This is a genomic window from Pseudacidovorax intermedius, assembly GCF_001476815.1.
Classification (GTDB): Bacteria; Pseudomonadota; Gammaproteobacteria; order Burkholderiales; family Burkholderiaceae_C; genus Xenophilus; species Xenophilus intermedius_A.
Genome location: NZ_LDSL01000015.1, coordinates 1 through 17,901 on the forward strand (window position 1 = coordinate 1; position 17,901 = coordinate 17,901).

Here is a 17,901-nt window from a genome sequence, read left to right on the forward strand (position 1 = left end):
TCGCCGCCGACCTGGCGCGCTTCCGGCGCCGGGTGCTGGTGATCGCGCTCGTGGTGATGGGCGCCTTCGCGGTGCTGGGCTTCCGGCTGTTCCACCTGCAGGTCACCCGCCACGAGGAACTGGCCGAGCGCGCCGAAAGCAACCGCACGGCGGTGGTGCCGGTGGTGCCCAACCGCGGGCTGATCCTGGACCGCAACGGCGTGGTCCTGGCCTCCAACTATTCGGCCTACACGCTGGAAATCACGCCCTCCAAGGCCGGCGACCTGGAGCAGACCATCGACGCGCTGGCCCAGATCGTCGAGATCCAGCCCCGCGACCGCCGCCGCTTCAAGCGCCTGCGCGAGGATTCGCGCAGCTTCGATTCCATCCCCATCCGCACCCGCCTCACCGACGAGGAGGTCGCCCGCTTCGCCGCCCAGCGCTACCGCTTCCCGGGCGTGGAGATCAAGGCGCGCCTGTTCCGCAACTACCCCATGGGCGAGCTGGCCAGCCATGTGCTGGGCTACATCGGCCGCATCAACCAGCGCGAGAAGGCCGCCATGGAGGACTGGCCCGAGGAGGACCAGGCCAACTACAAGGGCACCGACTACATCGGCAAGCTGGGCATCGAGCAGAGCTACGAGAAGGTGCTGCACGGCCAGACGGGCGTGGAGCAGATGGAGACCTCGGCCGGCGGGCGCGCCGTGCGCCGCCTGGCCAGCCATCCGGCCACGCCCGGCAACACCGTCATGCTGTCGCTGGACATCAAGCTGCAGAAGCTGGTGGAGGACATGTTCGGCGACCGCCGCGGCGCGCTGGTCGCGCTCGACCCGCGCAACGGCGAAGTGCTGGCCTTCGTCAGCAAGCCGACCTTCAATCCCAACCTCTTCGTCGAGGGCATCGACAGCGAGAGCTGGGCGGCGCTCAACGAATCCATCGACAAGCCGCTGCTCAACCGGGCGCTGCGCGGCACCTATCCGCCGGGCTCCACCTACAAGCCTTTCATGGCGCTGGGCGCGCTGGAACTCGGCAAGCGTTCGCCCACCCTGGTGGTGAACGACCCGGGCTTCTACACCTACGGCGGCCACACCTTCCGCAGCCACGAGGGCGGCCTGGGCGGCGTGGACATGGTGCGGGCCATCCAGTTCTCAAGCAACACCTACTTCTATTCACTGGCGGTGGACATGGGCGTGGACACCATCCACGACTTCATGAAGCCGCTGGGCTTCGGCCAGATCACCGGCATCGACCTGCCCGGCGAGGTGCGCGGCGTGCTGCCCAGCACCGAGTGGAAGCGCAGCGTCAACAAGCGGCCGGAGACGCGGCGCTGGTATTCGGGCGAGACGGTGTCGCTGGGCATCGGCCAGGGCTACAACAACTTCACCATGCTGCAGCTGGCGCTGGCCGAGGCGACGCTGGCCAACGGCGGCACCAAGTACCGGCCGCATCTGGTAAAGGCCATCAAGAACACCGTCACCGGCCAGGTGCAGGAAGTGCCCGAGCCGCCGGGCCAGAACCTGGGCTACAAGGCGAAGAACATCGACATCGTGCGCGCCGGCCTGGTGGCGGTGAACAAGGCCGGCACCGGCACGCGCATCTTCGCCGGCGCGCCCTACACCTCGGCCGGCAAGACCGGCACCGCCCAGGCCGTGAGCCTGGGCCAGAACGTCAAGTACAACGCCAAGGCGCTGGAGGAGCACCAGCGCGACCATTCCCTGTTCGCCGCCTTCGCCCCGGCCGAGAACCCGCGCATCGCGCTGGCCCTGATCGTGGAGAACGCCGGCTTCGGCGCCGCCGCCGCCGCGCCGATCGTGCGCCGGGTGTTCGACTACTGGCTGCTGGGCCAGTACCCCAACGAGCAGGACATGGCCGCCGTGCGCGCCGGCAAGGCGGCCGCGCCCATCGGGCAACCGCTGCCGGCCACGGAGGTGGCGCTGCCGTCCGCCGCGGCGGCGTCGGCGGCTGCGGCGCCCTGAATCCGGGCGGCGCGGGGTCGTTCACACCTTCTCAGCGCAGGAAGGCGTCGTACGCCGTCTTGCAGATCAAGGCGCTCACCACCACGATGAAGGCGCCGCGCACGAAGCCGGCGCCATGCCGCAGCGCCAGGCGGGTGCCGATCAGGCTGCCGGCGATGTTGGCCACCGCCATCGTCAGCCCCAGCATCCAGATGACGTGGCCTTTCAGGCCGAAGAGCAGCAGCGCCCCCAGGTTGGTCATGATGTTGATGACCTTCGCGCTGGCCGAGGCATGCAGGAAGTCGTGGCCCAGCCAGCGCACGAACAGGAAGATCAGGAAGCTACCCGTGCCCGGCCCGAAGAAGCCGTCGTAGAAGCCCAGCAGCAGCCCCACCGCGCCGGTGGCCACCAGTTCGGCGGTGCCGCTGAAGCGCGGTCGGTGCGTCAGGCCCAGGTCCTTGCGCGCCAGGGTGTAGAGCAGCAGGGCGCCGAGGATGACCGGCAGTGCCTTGCGCAGGGCGTCGGTGGGCACCCAGGTGACCACCCAGGCGCCGGCAAGCGAGCCGCCGAAGGCCAGCAGGGCCGCCAGCGCCAGGGGGCGCCAGCGCAAGTGCACGCGTCGCACGTACTGCGCCGCCGACGCCATCGTGCCCCAGACCGAGGCGCTCTTGTTGGTGCCCAGCAGCGTCGCGCCGGCGGTGTCGGGAAAGGCGGCGAACAGGGCCGGCACCAGCACCAGGCCGCCGCCGCCGACGATTGCGTCCATGAAGCCCGCCGTCAGCGAGGCCACTGCCATCCAAGCCCACTCGATCATAGGGGCGGCATTGTCGCAGCGAAATTGCTATCTATTTGAGAGCATTCGGCGGCGAAGACACGCGGGATCGAAGAGCGATTGGTTCAGCGGCTCGCGGCGGCCGGGGCAAAAAAAAGCGCCGCAGTTGCGGCGCTTTCAAAAATGTTCGGCTTCTCGATGAACGGAGGCCCTTGGAATCTCTCTTCGTTCTTGATTTTCTGAATTTGTCTCCTCAGACCCTCGCGCATCAGCAGGGCGGTGCCTGCTGCGAGTGGTCGAACTTTAGGTCCTGCACCGGGGTAGTGCATTAGGAGTAACCCGTGGCCGCGAATCCAGGCGGCGCCCGTCCGCGTACGGGCTCGCTCACGCCTTGTCAGATTTCGATCTTGGAGCCCAGCTCCACCACCGCGTTGTTGGGCAGGCTCATGAAGTCGGCCACGCCGCTGGCGTTGTGGTGCATCTGGGCGAACAGCTTCTCGCGCCAGGGGGCCATGCCGCTGCCCAGCGTCGGGATCACCGTGTCGCGCGAGATGAAGTAGCTGGTCGTCATGCGCTCCAGCTGGCAGCCGCGCAGCCTGGCCTGCTCCAGCGCGCGGGGCAGGTCGATGTCGTTCTTGAAGCCGTAGTGGATGGTGATCTGCCAGCAGTGGTGGCCCAGCGGCTCCATCTCCACCCGCCGCTCCATCGGCACCCAGGGCACCTCGTGGTTGCGCACGGTGACGAACAGGTTCTGCTCGTGCAGCACCTTGTTGTGCTTGAGGTTGTGCAGCAGCGCCGTCGGCACGACGCCGGCCTCCGACGTGAGAAAGACCGCCGTGCCCTCGACCCGAGCCGGCGGGCTCACGAACACGGCCTCCAGGAAGCTGCGCAGGTCGATGGCGTCGGCGCGCTGGGCATCCGCCATCAGGCTGCGGCCGCGCTTCCAGGTCATCATCAGCGTGAACATGCCCAGGCCGATCATCACCGTGAACCAGCCGCCCTGCGGCAGCTTGAGCAGGTTGGAGGCGAAGAAGGCGAAGTCGATGACGAAGAAGGTGACCGTGGCGCCGATGCACAGCACGAGCGGCAGCTTCCAGGCGTAGCGGATCACGAAGAAGGTGAGCATGGTCGTGATCAGCATGTCGGTCGTCACCGCGATGCCGTAGGCCGCCGCCAGGTTGCTGGAGCTGCGGAACATGACCACCGCCAGCACGATCGCCACGAACAGCGACCAGTTGATGAAGGGAATGTAGATCTGCCCGGCCGAGCGCGCGCTGGTGTGCTCGATGCGCAGCCGCGGCAAATAGCCCAGCTGGATCACCTGCCGCGTGACGCTGAAGGCGCCGGTGAGCATGGCCTGCGAGGCGATCACCGTGGCGGCCGTGGCCAGCAGCACCACCGGCACCACGGCCCAGTCGGGCGCCATCAGGAAGAAGGGGTTCTTCACGGCGCTCGGGTCGCCCAGCAGCAGCGCGCCCTGGCCGAAGTAGTTGAGCACCAGCGCCGGCATCACCACCGAGAACCAGGCGATGCGGATCGGCCCCTTGCCGAAATGGCCCATGTCGGCATACAGCGCCTCGGCGCCGGTCACGCACAGCACCGTGGCGCCCAGGATCACGAAGCTGGTGCCCGGGTTGTCCCAGATGAAGCCCAGCATGTAATGCGGGCTGACGGCCTTGAGGATCTCGGGATGCGTCAGGATCTGCGCCACGCCCAGCAGCGCCAGCACGCCGAACCAGGTCAGGGTGATCGGCCCGAAGAAGCGGCCGATGCCGGCCGTGCCGCGCTTCTGCACCGCGAACAGGCAGAACAGCACCACCAGCGTGATCGGGATGACGTAGCCGGTGAAGTGCGGCGACACCACCTCCAGGCCCTCGACCGCCGACAGCACCGAAATGGCGGGCGTGATCACGCCGTCGCCATAGAAGAGGGCGGTGCCGAAGATGCCCAGCGCCAGCATGCCGTTGCGCAGGCGCGGCTTGTCGGCCACGGCGCGCGAGGCCAGCGCCAGCATGGCCACCAGGCCGCCTTCGCCCTCGTTGTCGGCGCGCAGCACCAGCACCACGTACTTCAGCGAGACGATGATGGTCATCGTCCAGAAGATCATCGAGAGCATGCCGTACACGTTCTCGATGGTGAAGGGCACGTGGCCGTGGCCGAAGATTTCCTTGATGGCGTACAGCACGCTGGTGCCGATGTCGCCATAGACGATGCCGATGGCGCCGAGCACGAGCGCCGGCATGGAAGACTTGGAGGCAGACACGAAATGGCGGGGAAAAAGGCCGGGCCGCACCGGCGCCCGCCGGCCGCCCGAGGGGCGCCGGAGAGCCGGCTTCGCCCTCGTTTTCTTCCGTTGCTGTGGAACCGTGGATTGTGCGCGCCGCCCGCGTCACCGCAAGCCCGTGCGGGCCGCGGCCGGGCAGCGGGTCATTCGTAGACCTCGGCCTCGGGGTTGGTGGCCTCCAGCTCGTAGGAGGCGGCCACCATGGCCAGGCGGCCGATCACGCCGTACATGTAGAAGCGGTTGGGCGCGCTGGCGCCCGGCTTGGCCCCCGGCTGGGGCAGGTGGCCGCTCTGCGAGAAGGCCAGCGGCACGAAGCTGGCGCCCGGCAGGGCCAGGCTCTCGTCAGCGCCGCGGTCGGGGTGCACGCGGTAGAAGCCGCCCACCACGTAGCGGTCCATCATGTAGACCACCGGCTCGGCCATGCCGTCGTGCACCCGCTCGCGGGTCAGCACGCCTTCCTGCACGATCACGTCGGTCGGGCCGGCGTCGTCGGTGGTGGCGCCGGCCATGGCTTTCTGGCGGGGCTTCTTCGTCAGGGCCTCGAGCTCCTTGACGTCGCGGATGGTGGAAATCGGCAGGCTGCTGGCCCCGTTCTCGCTCTTGACGATGACGAAGGGCTTCTCGTTGATGCCGTATTCCTTGTACTTGCGGCGCACCTTGGTCAGCACCTGGTCGACCGCGGCCGTCAGGCCCTCGACGCCCTTGCCGCGCGCCAGGTCCACGCCTTCTGCACGGGCATAGATCGACTGGATCAGCCACGGGTCGATGCCCAGCAGCTTGCCGAAGCGCTTGGAGACTTCCTCGTAGCTGTGCAGGTGGTTGCTCTTGCGCCGCACCGACCAGCCGGCGTGCAGCGGCGGCAGCAGGTACTGCTCGTGCAGGTCTTCCAGGATGCCGGGCGTGCCGGCCGCCAGGTCGGTGTTGAGCAGGATGGTGCAGGGGTCGAAGTTCTTCAGTCCCAGGCGGCGCTTGGTGCGCACCACGGGCTCCAGGCAGACGGTGCTGCCGTCGGGCAGATCCACCTTCTTGGGCGACTTCACGGCCGGGTCGATGGAGCCGACGCGCACGTTCAGGCCGGCCATCTGGAAGATGCGCACCAGCTGGGCCACGTTGGCCATGTACGAGGTGTTGCGGCCGCGGTTTTCCGGAATGACGAGCAGGTTGCGCGCCTCGGGGCAGATCTTCTCGATGGCCGCCTGAGCGGCCTGCACTGCCAGCGGCAGCATCTCGGTGGTCAGATAGTTCCAGCCGCCGGGGAAGAAGTTGGCGTCCACCGGCGCCAGCTTGAAGCCGGCGTTGCGCACGTCCACCGCCGTGTAGAAGGGCGGGGTGTGCTCCATCCACTCGAGCCGGAACCAGCGCTCGATGGCGGGCATGCCGTCGAGGATGCGCTGCTCCAGTTCGTTGATCGGGCCGGTCAGGGCGGTGACGAGATGCGGAACCATGCGGCTGCCTTGTTATGCGGGTTTGCGGCCAGAGGCGGACCGGCGATTGTAGGCAGCCGGCCTGGCCGTCCCGTGACAGCCCAGCGCCCGCTTTCTGGTACGCAGACGGGCTATTGGCGGATCTCGCCCTGGCCCAGGACGATGTACTTGAGCGAGGTCAGCCCCTCGATGCCGACCGGCCCGCGGGCATGGAACTTGTCGGTGCTGATGCCGATTTCGGCGCCCAGCCCGTATTCGAAGCCGTCTGCGAAGCGCGTGCTCGCATTCACCATCACGCTGGCCGAGTCGACCTCGCGTAGGAAACGCTGCGCATGGCTGTGGTCGTTGGTGACGATGGCATCGGTGTGATGGCTGGAATAGCGGTTGATGTGGGCGATGGCCTCGTCCACGCCGTCCACCAGCTTGATGCTGATGATCGGCGCCAGGTATTCCTCGGACCAGTCCTGCTCGGTGGCGGCCACCACGCGGGGCTGGCCGGCCAGCAGGGCCGCGGCCTCGGCGTCGCAGCGCATCTCCACGCCCTTGGCGGCGAAGACGGCGCCGATGCGCGGCAGGAAGGCCGGCGCGATGGCGCGGGCCACCAGCAGGCCTTCGGTCGCATTGCAGGGGCTGTACTTCTGCGTCTTGGCGTTGTCGACCAGGGTGACGGCCATGTCCAGGTCGGCGCTGGCATCGACGAAGGTGTGGCAGTTGCCGTCCAGGTGCTTGATGACCGGCACTCGCGCCTCGCGGCTGATGCGCTCGATCAGCCCCTTGCCGCCGCGCGGGATGATCACGTCCACGTACTCGGGCATGGCGACCAGGCGGCCGACGGCGTCGCGGTCGGTGGTGGGCACCAGCTGCACGGCGTCTTCGGGCAGGCCGGCGTCCAGAAGGGCGGCGCGTACCAGGACGGCCAGGGCCTTGTTGGAATCGATGGCTTCGGACCCGCCGCGCAGGATGGCGGCGTTGCCGCTCTTGATCGCCAGGCTGGCCGCCTCGATGGTCACGTTCGGGCGGCTCTCGTAGATCATGCCGAACACGCCGATGGGCACCCGCATCTGGCCCACGCGGATGCCGCTGGGCTGCTGCTTCATGCCGATGAACTCGCCGATCACGTCGGGCATGGCGGCCAGCTGCTCGCAGCCCTCTGCGCAGGTGGCGATGACCTTGGGCGTGAGCTTGAGGCGGTCCACCATCGGCTCGGCCAGGCCGGCGGTGCGGGCGCGCTCCAGGTCGCGGGCGTTGTGCTCGGCCAGCGGCTCCACGCTCGCCCGCAGTCGCTCGGCCAGGCTGCGCAGCGCGCGGGCCTTGGCTGCGGCACTGGCCTTGGCCATCTGCGCCGACGCCGCGCGCGCCTGGGCGCCCAGCGTGTTCATCAGTTCGAGGGTGGAGATCGCGTTCATGGGCGCGATTTTCTCATCGGGCCCTCGACCCGGGCGAGGCGAGGGGATCGCTGCTGCTTCGGCCGAAGCTTGCGGAGGCCCGCCGCCCTCGCACCGTTCGGGCTGAGCCTGTCGAAGCCCGGCCCGAACGCCCAGCCTCTCAATCCGCCTGCTGCAGCAGCGACCAGACCCGCACCGGCGTCAGCGGCATCTGCAGACGGGGTGCGAGCGCGCCGCGTCCGTTGCGCGCGAGCGCATCGGCCACCGCGTTCACCACCGCCGGCGTGGCGCCGATGGTGCCCAGCTCGCCGACGCCTTTCACGCCCAGCGGGTTGTTCTTGCAGGGCACGGACTCGTCCATCTCGGTGCGGAAGTCGGGTGCCGTGCCGGCCACCGGCAGTGCGTAGTCCATCAGGCTGCCTGTCACCAGCTGGCCGGTGGCTTCGTCGTAGACCACCTGCTCCAGCAGCGCCTGGCCGATGCCCTGCACCGCGCCGCCGTCGAGCTGGCCGCGCACGATCATCGGGTTGACCACACGGCCGACGTCGTTGACCGAGGCATAGGCCACCACGGCGACGTCGCCGGTCTGCGGATCGACCTCGACCTCGCAGACATGGCAGCCGTTGGGCCAGGTGGGCCCGTCCACCTTGCTGGTCGAGTCCACGAAGATGCGGCCCTCGGCCTGGCGGCCGGCCAGCTCGAACAGGCCGATGCCCAGGTCGGTGCCGCGCACGGTGAAGCGGCCCTGGCCGTAGTCGATGTCGGCGGCGGCAGCCTCCAGCGCCTCGGCCGCCAGCTCGCGGCCGCGAGCCAGCGTCCGGTCGGCGCCCGTGCGCATGGCCGAGCCGCCGGTGAACAGCGAGCGCGAGCCCGCGCTGCCGAAGCCGTTGCCGCGGTCGGTGTCGCCCAGCACCACGCGCACCTGCTCGATGGGCACGCCGAAGGCGTCCACCACCAGCTGTGCCAGCGTGGTGGCGATGCCCTGGCCCATGGCGTTGACGGCCGAATAGACCTCGATGACGCCGTCGGCCTGCACCTCGACCGTGACGCGCTCCTCGAAGACGTTGCCGCCGGTCCATTCCAGGAAGGTGGCGAGGCCCAGGCCGCGCCACAGGCCGCGCTGGGCCGACTCGGCGGCGCGGGCGTCGAAGCCCGCCCAGTCGGCGAAGGCCAGGCCCCGATCCATCATGTGCTCGAAGGCGCCGGTGTCGTAGGTCTGGCGCATCGGGTTGGTGTAGGGCATCTGCTCCGGGCGGATGAAGTTGCGCCGGCGCAGCGCCACGCGGTCGATGCCGGTCTGCCGCGCGGCCTCGTCCATCAGCCGCTCGATGGCGAAGATGGCTTCGGGCCGGCCGGCGCCGCGGTAGGCGCCGGTGGGCGCCTGGTTGGTCATCACGGCGCGGAAGTGGAAGTCGATTACCGGGATGTCGTAGACGCTGGTCTGCACCCAGGGCCCGATCAGCAGCTGGATGGCCACGCCGGTGCCCGTCGGATACGCGCCCACGTTGGCATCGCTGTGCACGCGCAGGGCGAGCACGCGGCCGTCGGCGTCCAGCGCCATGGCGGCGCGGGCCCGCACGTCGCGGCCATGGGTGGTGGTGAGGAATTCCTCGGAGCGCTCGCCGGTCCACTTGACGCCGCGGCCCAGCGACTTGGCGGCAAACGCGACCACAGCGTCCTCGGGGTAGAGGCCGGTCTTCATGCCGAAGCCGCCACCGACGTCGCTCACGCGCACGCGGATCTGCTCGGCCGGCAGGCCGAGCACCGTGGCCAGGGTGCCGCGCACGCCGGTGGGCATCTGGGTGCTCATCTGCAGGCTGAGGCGGCCGTCCTGGGCGTCGACCTCGGCCAGCACGGCGCGCGGCTCCAGCGTGACGGCGGCGACGCGCTGGTTGTCGATGACGAGTTCGACGACGTGCGCAGCCTGAGCGAAGGCGCGGGCCGCGGCCTCGGCATCGCCGTGGCGCATCTCGGCGCTGATGTTGTCGGGCGCGGCCTCGCACAGGGCCGCTGCATCCGGGGCCAGCGCCGCGTCCAGGGTGGGGATGGCGGGCAGGTCCTCGTAGTCCACCCACACGGCCTCGGCCGCGTCCTTGGCGGCCTGCAGCGAGCTGGCGACGACGGCCACCACCGGCTCGCCGACGAAGCGCACCACCTCGTGCGCCAGCGGCAGGCGGGCCGGCGTCACGGCGGGCGAGCCGTCGGCGCGGGCGAAGCCGGCCACGCTGGGAATGGGCTTGACGCCCTGCGCGATCAGGTCGGCGCCGGTGTACACGGCGAGCACGCCGGGCAGGGCACGCGCCGCCTCCGCATCGATGCTGCGGATGCGCGCATGCGGATGCGGCGAGCGCTGGAAGGCCAGCGCGGCGCAGTCCGGCGGCCGGATGTCGTCGGTGTAGCGGCCGCGGCCGGCGAGCAGGGCTTCATCTTCCAGGCGGCGCACGGCCTGGCCGCTGCCGAAGCGGCCGGCGGAAGGGGTGGACGTCGAAGTGGGGGAATGCGCGTTGTCCAGCATGTTGTCTCCGTGGATGGCATGTCTTGCACGTACCGCCGCCGTTGTACGCGCTCGGCCGCGGGGCCTGCTTGCGGCACCGGCCGTGGCCGTCGGGCGAGTGGGCGGCGCTGGCGCCATGCAAGCGCCGGGCCGCCCTGTCTCGCCTGGGTCCGGTCTACTTGCGCGCGTCGCGCAGTTCGCGCCGCAGGATCTTGCCCACGGGCGTCTTGGGCAGGTCGGTGCGGAACTCGATGACCTTGGGCCGCTTGTAGCCGGTCAGGTTGTCGTGGCAGAAGCTGCGCACCTGTTCCTCGGTGAGGGCCGGGTCCTTCTTCACGATCACCAGCTTGACGGCCTCGCCCGTCTTGTCGTCGGGCACGCCCACCACGGCGCATTCGAGCACGCCGGGCAGGGTGGCGACCACGTCCTCGACCTCGTTGGGATACACGTTGAAGCCGCTGACCAGCACCATGTCCTTCTTGCGGTCCACGATCTTGGTGTAGCCGCGCGCGTCCATCACGCCCAGGTCGCCGGTCTTGAACCAGCCGTCCTCGGTCATGACCTTGGCCGTCTCGTCCGGGCGCTGCCAGTAGCCGGCCATCACCTGCGGGCCGCGCAGCGCGATCTCGCCCACCTGGCCCAGCGGCACCGGGTGGCCGGCATCGTCGAGCAGCGTGATGTCGGTGCTGGGCAGCGGCACGCCGATGGTGCCGGTGTATTCCTGGCTGGTGGTCGGGTTGCAGGTGGCCGAAGGCGAGGTTTCCGACAGGCCATAGCCCTCGCAGATCGGGCAGCCGGTCTTGTCCAGCCAGAGCTTGGCCACGGCGCTCTGCACGGCCATGCCGCCGCCGACCGAGATCTTGAGATGGCGCCAGTCCACCGTGTTGAAGTCCGGATGGTTGGCCAGGCCGTTGAACAGCGTGTTGACCGCCGGGAAGCTGTGGATGCGATGCTTGGAGAGATCCTTGAGCGTGGCCGCCAGGTCGCGCGGATTGGGGATGAGGATCAGCAGCCCGCCCGTGCGCATCGACAGCATCATGCCGACCGTGAAGGCGAAGATGTGGTACAGCGGCAGCGCGCACACGCTGGTGGGCTGCTCGCCCTGCGGCACGCGCTGCATCACGGGCGCGTTCCAGGCCTCGGACTGCAGCACGTTGGCGATCACGTTGCGGTGCAGGAGCACGGCGCCCTTGCTCACGCCGGTGGTGCCGCCGGTGTACTGCAGCACCGCCACGTCGTCGGCCGCGATGCTGGGGGCCTGCAGGCCGCGGCGGCGGCCCTGCGACAGCGCGTCGTTGAAGCGCACCGCACCAGGCAGGCTGAAGGCCGGCACCAGCTTCTTCACGTGGCGCACCACGTAGTTGACGATGGCGCCCTTGAGCATGCCCAGCCGGTCGCCCATGGACGCCAGCACCACATGCTTGACCATCGAATTCGCGATGCACTTCTGCAGCGTGTTCGCGAAGTTCTCCATGATGACGATGGCCTTGGCGCCGCTGTCCTTGAGCTGGTGCTCCAGCTCGCGCGCCGTGTACAGCGGGTTCACGTTCACCAGGATCAGGCCCGCGCGCAGGATGGCCGCCACCGCGATGGGGTACTGCGGGCAGTTGGGCATCATCACCGCCACCCGGTCGCCCTTGGCCAGCCCCAGCCCCTGCAGGTAGCCGGCGAAGGACTGGCTGGCGCGGTCCACCTCGCCGTAGCTCACCAGCTTGCCCATGAAGCTGTAGGCGGACCGGTCCGCGTACTTGCGGAAGCTCTCGTCCATCAGCGCCACCAGCGAGGCGTACTGCGCGGGGTCGATGTCGGCGGGTACGCCCGGCGGGTAGCTGCTGAGCCAGGGGCGGTCGGTCATGTGCGAAGTCTCCAGGGTCCGTAATGAAAAGCGGCCGCTGCGGCGGCGGCGGCCAGGCTCTTGAAATCGTAGCAAAGCAACCGGTGCGGGCAGACCGGCTGCGGGGCCGAAAGCGGGCTTATTCCACGGCCTTCATCATCTCTTCGACCACCTTCTTGGCGTCGCCGAAGACCATCATGGTCTTGTCCATGTAGAAGAGCTCGTTGTCCAGGCCGGCGTAGCCCGCCGCCATCGAGCGCTTGTTCACGATCACCGTCTTGGCCTTGTAGGCCTCCAGGATCGGCATGCCGTAGATCGGGCTGCCCTTGGTGTGCGCGGCCGGGTTCACCACGTCGTTGGCGCCCAGGATGATGGCCACGTCGGCCTGGCCGAACTCGCCGTTGATGTCCTCCATCTCGAAGACCTGGTCGTAGGGCACCTCGGCCTCGGCCAGCAGCACGTTCATGTGGCCGGGCATGCGGCCGGCCACCGGGTGGATGGCGTACTTCACGGTGATGCCCCTGTCGCTGAGCTTCTGCGCCAGTTCCTTCACGGCATGCTGGGCCCGCGCCACGGCCAGGCCGTAGCCCGGCACGATGATCACCGTCTCGGCATTGCCCAGCACGAAGGCGGCGTCGTCCGCGCTGCCGCTCTTGACCGGGCGCTGCACCGCGCCGCCGGCCGTGGCCGTCGTGGCCTCGCCGCCGAAGCCGCCCAGGATCACGCTGAAGAAGGAGCGGTTCATGGCCTTGCACATGATGTAGCTCAGGATCGCGCCCGAGCTGCCCACCAGCGAGCCGGCGATGATCAGCATGCTGTTGTTGAGCGAGAAGCCGATGCCCGCCGCCGCCCAGCCCGAATAGCTGTTGAGCATCGACACCACCACCGGCATGTCCGCCCCGCCGATGGGGATGATGATCAGCACGCCCATCACGAAGGCGAGCGCCAGCATCAGCAGGAAGGCGCTCCAGCTCTCGGTGGCCACGTAGACCAGGCCCAGGCCGATGGTCGCCAGGCCCAGCACCAGGTTCAGCGCATGCTGGCCTCTGAACTGCACCGGCGCGCCCTGGAACAGGCGGAATTTGTACTTGCCCGACAGCTTGCCGAAGGCGATCACCGAGCCGCTGAAGGTGATGGCGCCGATGGCCGCGCCCAGGAACAGCTCCAGCCGGTTGCCGAAGGGAATCGGTGCGCGCGCGAAGCCGTCGACGAACAGCGTGCCCGCCGGCGTGGTGTAGGTGGCCCGGGCGGCCACCGGTGCCGGCACGATGCCGAAGGCCCAGGGCTCCACCACCGCCGCCACGGCGATGAACACCGCTGCCAAGCCGATCATGCTGTGCATGAAGGCGACCAGCTCGGGCATCTTGGTCATCTCCACCCGCTGGGCCATGAAGGCGCCGGCACCGCCGCCGATCACCAGGCCCACCAGCACCCAGCCCAGGCCCAGCGGCGAGCCGGCCAGGCGCACGATCAGCGCCGCCGTGGTCAGCACGGCAATGGCCATACCCACCATGCCGAAGACGTTGCCGCGAATCGAGGTGGTGGGATGCGACAGGCCCTTGAGCGCCTGGATGAAGCAGACGCTGGCCACCAGGTAGAGCAGCGTGACGAGGTTCATCGACATGGCGTCACTTCCCCTCGGTGCCGGTGCCGGTTGCGGAAGCGGGCGCCTTGCGCTCCTTCTTCCTGAACATCTCCAGCATCCGGCGCGTGACCAGGAAGCCGCCGAAGACGTTCACAGCCGCCAGCGCCACCGCCGCCACGCCCATCACCTTGCCCAGCGGCGTGGTGGTGAGCGCCGCCGCCAGCATGGCGCCGACGATGACGATGGCCGAGATGGCGTTGGTCACGGCCATCAGCGGCGTGTGCAGCGCGGGCGTGACGGTCCACACCACGTGGTAGCCGACGTAGATGGCCAGCACGAAGATGGTGAGGTTGATGAGGGTCGGGTTGACGATGTCCATGGTCCGCGTTCCTTCTCGGTCAAGCCTTGCGGGTCACCTGCCCGTCCTGCGCGACGCGGCAGGCGGCGACGATGTCGTCCTCGAGGTCGATCCTGATCCCGCCCTCCTTGGGCAGGATCAGCTTGAGGAAGTCCAGCACGTTGCGGGCATACAGCGCCGAGGCGTCGGCCGCCACCAGCGCGGGCAGGTTGGTCTCGCCGATGATCGTCACGCCATGGCGCACGACGGTGCGGTCGGCCTCGGTCAGCGGGCAGTTGCCGCCGGTCATGCCGCCATGGACGTCGGGCCCGCGGCCGGCGGCGATGTCCACGATCACCGCGCCGGGCTTCATGGCCTGCACCATGGCCTCGGTGATCAGGGTGGGCGCCGGCCGGCCGGGGATGAGGGCCGTCGAGATCACCACGTCGGCCTGCGCCACCCGCTTGGCCACCTCGGCCTGCTGGCGGGTCAGCCAGCTCGCCGGCATGGGCCGCGCATAGCCGCCCACGCCCTCGGCGGCCTCGCGCTCCTCCTGCGTCTCGTAGGGCACGTCGATGAATCTGGCGCCCAGCGACTCGACCTGTTCCTTGACGCTGGGCCGCACGTCGCTGGCCTCGATCACCGCGCCCAGGCGCTTGGCCGTGGCGATGGCCTGCAGTCCGGCCACGCCCACGCCCAGCACCACCACGCGGGCCGCCTTCACGGTGCCGGCGGCTGTCATCAGCATCGGGAAGAAGCGCTGGTAGGCATTGGCCGCCATCATCACGGCCTTGTAGCCGGCGATGTTGGCCTGGCTGGAGAGCACGTCCATGCTCTGGGCGCGCGTGGTGCGCGGTGCGGCCTCCAGCGCGAAGGCCGTCAGCCCGGCGGCGGCCAACCGCTGCAGGCCGGGTGCGTCGTGGGGATTGAGCATGCCGACCACGACCGTGCCCGGCTTCATGGCGGCGCATTCGGCCTCGCTGGGCGCGCGGACCTTGAGCACCACGTCGGCGCCCAGCGCACCCGCGGCATCCGTGGTCTGCGCCCCGGCGGTTTCGTAGGCGGCATCGGGGGCGCTGGCCGCCAACCCGGCGCCGGACTGGATCAGCACCTGATGGCCCTGGGCCACCAGCTTCTTGGCGGTCTCGGGCGTGACGGCCACGCGCGATTCACCGGCCACGCACTCGGCGGGCACTCCGATCAGCATCTTGGAATCTCCTCGTCACCACAGCGGCCAGGCCGCCCCAATGCGGCAAAGCTTACAGGAACTCGACGCTGCCGAGGGCGCCTGAGCGACAGCGCATGCCGTTGCGCGGAGAAATGTGCACAAGTTCCTTTGGCATCCGTCGCCGCACCGCTAGCATGGCGCGCGGTCCGCACCGCAGGACGATATTTAAAGAAGAGGGCCGTCCGAACGGTCCGGGAGGATCGAATGCGCATCGCCGTACTGGACGCGGCTTCCGCACAGCAACAGCTCATCGGCGAGGCGCTGGCGCAGGCCGGCCACGACTGCCGCTGTTTCACCGGGCAGCACACCCTGCTGCCGGCGTTGATGGGGGAGGGCTTCCACCTGTTGCTGCTCGACTGGGACCAGCCCGACCTGGCCGATGGCGCCTTCCTGCAGCGCCTGCGCGTCGACCTGGGTCTCACGCTGCCCATCATGCTGATGAGCCATCGCCGGGCCGAGGCCGACCTGATCGAGGCCCTGGGCGCCGGTGCCGACGACCTGGTCGGCAAGCCGTTGCGCCTGCCCGAGCTGCAGGCGCGCGTCCAGGCCCTGCTGCGCCGCGCGCAGTTGCTGGCCACCGCCGATCCGCCGCAGGACTTCGGCCGCTACCGCTTCCTGCCCGCCGCCCGGATGCTGCTCAAGGACGGACGGCCCGTCGAACTCAAGAGCCGCGAGTACGCGCTGGCGCTGCTGCTGTTCCAGAACCAGGGCCGGCTGCTGAGCCGCGACTACCTGCATGCCACGCTGTGGGGCACGGTGCGCGACGACGGCTCGCGCTCGCTCGACACCCACGTCTCGCGCATCCGCCACAAGCTGGATCTGCGGCCGCAGTGCGGCTACGTGCTGTCGGCCATCTACGGCGTCGGCTACCGGCTGGAGGTGGTGGACGGGCCCACCGCGCTCACACCGAGCGGTGCAGGCACCGGCGCGCCCGTCTGAGCCGTGGCCCGCCGGGCGGGTAGCACCCGCGCATCGGCATGCACGCCACGGGCTGCCCGGACGCGCTACAGTCGCCCGCTTTGCGCACGCGCCGCCGCTTCGTCGGCGCGGCGCCGGGCCGCAGCCGGCGGCACCGACCCTGAAGGACGCCCCATGCGCTGGAGACCCAATGTGACCGTGGCCGCGGTCATCGAGAAGGATGGCCGCTTCCTGCTGGTGGAAGAGCACACCGACGGCGGCCTGCGGCTGAACACGCCGGCCGGCCACCTGGAGGCCGGCGAGACGCCCGCCGAGGGCTGCGCCCGCGAGGCGCTCGAGGAAACCGCCCACGCCTTCACGCCCACCGCCATCGTCGGCATCTACATGGCCCGCTTCGAGCGCCGCACGCCCGGCGACGAGGGCGACACCGACATCACCTACCTGCGCTTCGCCTTCGCCGGCGAGGTGGGCGCGCACGATCCGGCGCGGGCGCTGGACGAGGGCATCGTCCGCACGTTGTGGATGACGCCGCAGGAGATCCGCGCCAGCGTGGCGCGCCACCGCAGCCCGCTGCTGCTGCAGTGCGTGGAGGACTACCTGGCCGGCCAGCGCCATCCGCTGGACCTGATCCACACCGATCCCTCGGTGCACGCACCCGGGCCGGCCTGACGGCGCCGCGCGCCGCTGCCCGGCCTCGGCGCGGCGGGCCGCCCTGGCCGCGCAACGGCCCGGCCCCCCGTCCCGCTGTCGCTCAGGGCCGGCCGTACATGAAGCCCGTCGGTGCCTCGGTGCCCTCGATGCGGTCGACTAGCCGCAGCAGCGGCGTCAGTTCGCGGTAGCGACCGGCGGTGGCGCGGATGTAGCCGATGAAGCGCGGCGCATCCGCCAGGTACTTCGGCTTGCCGTCACGCAGCGTCAGGCGCGCGAAGATGCCGGCCACCTTCAGGTGGCGCTGCAGGCCCATCCATTCGACGGCGCGGTAGAACTCGCCGAAGTCCTCGCCGACCGGCAGCCCGGCCTTGCGAGCGGCCTGCCAGTAGCGCACCGTCACGTCGAGCACGAAATCCTCCTCCCAGCTCAGGAAGGCGTCGCGCATCAGGCAGGCGATGTCGTAGGTGATGGGGCCGTACACCGCGTCCTGGAAGTCCAGCACGCCAAGCTGCGTCGGATCGTCCCCGACCATCAGGTTGCGCGGCATGAAGTCCCGGTGCACGTACACCGCCGGCGCCGCCAGGTTGCTGCGCACGATCAGGTCGCAGGCCTGCTGGAAGGTCTGCAGGTCCGCGCCTTCCAGCGTCACGCCACGGTGGCGGGCCAGGTACCAGTCGGGAAAGAGGGCCAGTTCGCGGCGCAGCAGCGCCTCGTCGTAGGCCGGCAGCACGCCGGGGCGCGAGGCCACCTGCCACCGGACCAGCGCGTCGATGGCCTGCTCGTAGTGCGGCAGGCTGGCCAGGGGCCGTTCGTGGTCGATCACCTCCAGCAGCGTGTGGCGGCCCAGGTCGTCCAGCAGCAGGAAGCCGTGGGCCTCGTCCCAGGCCAGCACCTCGGGCACGCGCAGGCCGGCCTCGCGCATCAGCGCGGCCACCTGCACGAAGGGCCGGGCGTCCTCCTGCGCGGGCGGGGCGTCCATCACGATGCGCGACACGCCCGCGCAAGAGGACGCCCGGCCATTCGTGCAGGTAGCCGCGCTCTGTCCCTTATACACA

14 protein-coding genes are annotated in these 17,901 nt (G+C 69.7%); 3 read left to right on the top strand and 11 right to left on the bottom strand.

Features of this window, described 5'->3' with window-relative positions; translation table 11 throughout:
* A partial coding sequence (gene mrdA / locus NS331_RS01960) for a penicillin-binding protein 2 (RefSeq protein ID WP_153012711.1) occupies window positions 1–1,955 on the top strand: 1,955 nt, incomplete at its 5' end.
* A gap of 31 nt (window positions 1,956–1,986) precedes the next feature.
* Here mrdA and NS331_RS01965 read toward each other — a convergent pair.
* From NS331_RS01965 to NS331_RS02005, 10 genes are all read right to left on the bottom strand, one after another.
* The gene (locus NS331_RS01965) at window positions 1,987–2,748 is read right to left on the bottom strand and encodes a TSUP family transporter (RefSeq protein ID WP_058640342.1); all 762 of its coding nucleotides are present in this window, start codon (window positions 2,746–2,748) and stop codon (window positions 1,987–1,989) included.
* An 83-nt stretch (window positions 2,749–2,831) separates the two neighbouring features.
* Window positions 2,832–3,035 carry a hypothetical protein gene (locus NS331_RS26955; protein ID WP_206597308.1) on the bottom strand — a complete coding sequence of 68 codons (204 nt, stop codon included), beginning with the start codon at window positions 3,033–3,035 and terminating at the stop codon, window positions 2,832–2,834.
* Window positions 3,036–3,100: 65 nt separating this feature from the next.
* Entirely contained in the window at window positions 3,101–4,969 is a 1,869-nt protein-coding gene (locus NS331_RS01970) for a potassium transporter Kup (RefSeq protein ID WP_058640354.1), read from the bottom strand.
* Window positions 4,970–5,133: 164 nt separating this feature from the next.
* A complete protein-coding gene (gshA, locus tag NS331_RS01975) occupies window positions 5,134–6,435 on the bottom strand; it encodes a glutamate--cysteine ligase (RefSeq protein ID WP_058640343.1) in 1,302 nt (433 codons plus the stop codon).
* A gap of 110 nt (window positions 6,436–6,545) precedes the next feature.
* Window positions 6,546–7,820 (bottom strand): glutamate-5-semialdehyde dehydrogenase, encoded by a 1,275-nt coding sequence (locus NS331_RS01980; protein ID WP_058640344.1) that lies wholly within the window; start codon window positions 7,818–7,820, stop codon window positions 6,546–6,548.
* 139 nt (window positions 7,821–7,959) lie between these two features.
* Window positions 7,960–10,314: a xanthine dehydrogenase family protein molybdopterin-binding subunit gene (locus NS331_RS01985; RefSeq protein ID WP_058640345.1), complete on the bottom strand. Its 2,355-nt coding sequence runs from the start codon at window positions 10,312–10,314 to the stop codon at window positions 7,960–7,962.
* Window positions 10,315–10,468: 154 nt separating this feature from the next.
* Window positions 10,469–12,148 (bottom strand): long-chain-fatty-acid--CoA ligase, encoded by a 1,680-nt coding sequence (locus tag NS331_RS01990; RefSeq protein WP_058640346.1) that lies wholly within the window; start codon window positions 12,146–12,148, stop codon window positions 10,469–10,471.
* Between the two features lie 118 nt (window positions 12,149–12,266).
* Window positions 12,267–13,751, bottom strand: a complete 1,485-nt coding sequence (locus NS331_RS01995; RefSeq protein ID WP_058640347.1) for an NAD(P)(+) transhydrogenase (Re/Si-specific) subunit beta — start codon at window positions 13,749–13,751, stop codon at window positions 12,267–12,269.
* A gap of 4 nt (window positions 13,752–13,755) precedes the next feature.
* Window positions 13,756–14,091, bottom strand: coding sequence for an NAD(P) transhydrogenase subunit alpha part 2 (locus NS331_RS02000; protein ID WP_058640348.1), 336 nt, complete (start codon window positions 14,089–14,091; stop codon window positions 13,756–13,758).
* Between the two features lie 19 nt (window positions 14,092–14,110).
* On the bottom strand, window positions 14,111–15,256 hold the full coding sequence (locus NS331_RS02005; RefSeq protein ID WP_058640349.1) for a Re/Si-specific NAD(P)(+) transhydrogenase subunit alpha: 1,146 nt from the start codon (window positions 15,254–15,256) through the stop codon (window positions 14,111–14,113).
* A gap of 225 nt (window positions 15,257–15,481) precedes the next feature.
* Between NS331_RS02005 and NS331_RS02010 the strand changes: the two genes are divergently transcribed.
* Both NS331_RS02010 and NS331_RS02015 read left to right on the top strand, forming a co-directional pair.
* Window positions 15,482–16,216 (top strand): response regulator transcription factor, encoded by a 735-nt coding sequence (locus NS331_RS02010; protein WP_058640350.1) that lies wholly within the window; start codon window positions 15,482–15,484, stop codon window positions 16,214–16,216.
* A gap of 153 nt (window positions 16,217–16,369) precedes the next feature.
* A complete protein-coding gene (locus NS331_RS02015) occupies window positions 16,370–16,864 on the top strand; it encodes an NUDIX hydrolase (protein WP_058640351.1) in 495 nt (164 codons plus the stop codon).
* Between the two features lie 82 nt (window positions 16,865–16,946).
* On the opposite strand, the gene NS331_RS02020 is transcribed toward NS331_RS02015, so the two are convergent.
* Window positions 16,947–17,901: aminoglycoside phosphotransferase family protein (locus tag NS331_RS02020; protein ID WP_058640352.1), on the bottom strand; the 955-nt coding region annotated here is incomplete at its 5' end.

Bases quoted from the DNA above. Each gene is read 5' to 3' on its own strand.
- NS331_RS01965 (WP_058640342.1), bottom strand. From the start codon at position 2,748: ATGATCGAGTGGGCTTGGATGGCAGTGGCCTCGCTGACGGCGGGCTTC.
- NS331_RS26955 (WP_206597308.1), bottom strand. From the start codon at position 3,035: ATGCACTACCCCGGTGCAGGACCTAAAGTTCGACCACTCGCAGCAGGC.
- gshA (WP_058640343.1), bottom strand. From the start codon at position 6,435: ATGGTTCCGCATCTCGTCACCGCCCTGACCGGCCCGATCAACGAACTG.
- NS331_RS01980 (WP_058640344.1), bottom strand. From the start codon at position 7,820: ATGAACGCGATCTCCACCCTCGAACTGATGAACACGCTGGGCGCCCAG.
- NS331_RS01985 (WP_058640345.1), bottom strand. From the start codon at position 10,314: ATGCTGGACAACGCGCATTCCCCCACTTCGACGTCCACCCCTTCCGCC.
- NS331_RS01990 (WP_058640346.1), bottom strand. From the start codon at position 12,148: ATGACCGACCGCCCCTGGCTCAGCAGCTACCCGCCGGGCGTACCCGCC.
- NS331_RS01995 (WP_058640347.1), bottom strand. From the start codon at position 13,751: ATGTCGATGAACCTCGTCACGCTGCTCTACCTGGTGGCCAGCGTCTGC.
- NS331_RS02000 (WP_058640348.1), bottom strand. From the start codon at position 14,091: ATGGACATCGTCAACCCGACCCTCATCAACCTCACCATCTTCGTGCTG.
- NS331_RS02005 (WP_058640349.1), bottom strand. From the start codon at position 15,256: ATGCTGATCGGAGTGCCCGCCGAGTGCGTGGCCGGTGAATCGCGCGTG.
- NS331_RS02010 (WP_058640350.1), top strand. From the start codon at position 15,482: ATGCGCATCGCCGTACTGGACGCGGCTTCCGCACAGCAACAGCTCATC.
- NS331_RS02015 (WP_058640351.1), top strand. From the start codon at position 16,370: ATGCGCTGGAGACCCAATGTGACCGTGGCCGCGGTCATCGAGAAGGAT.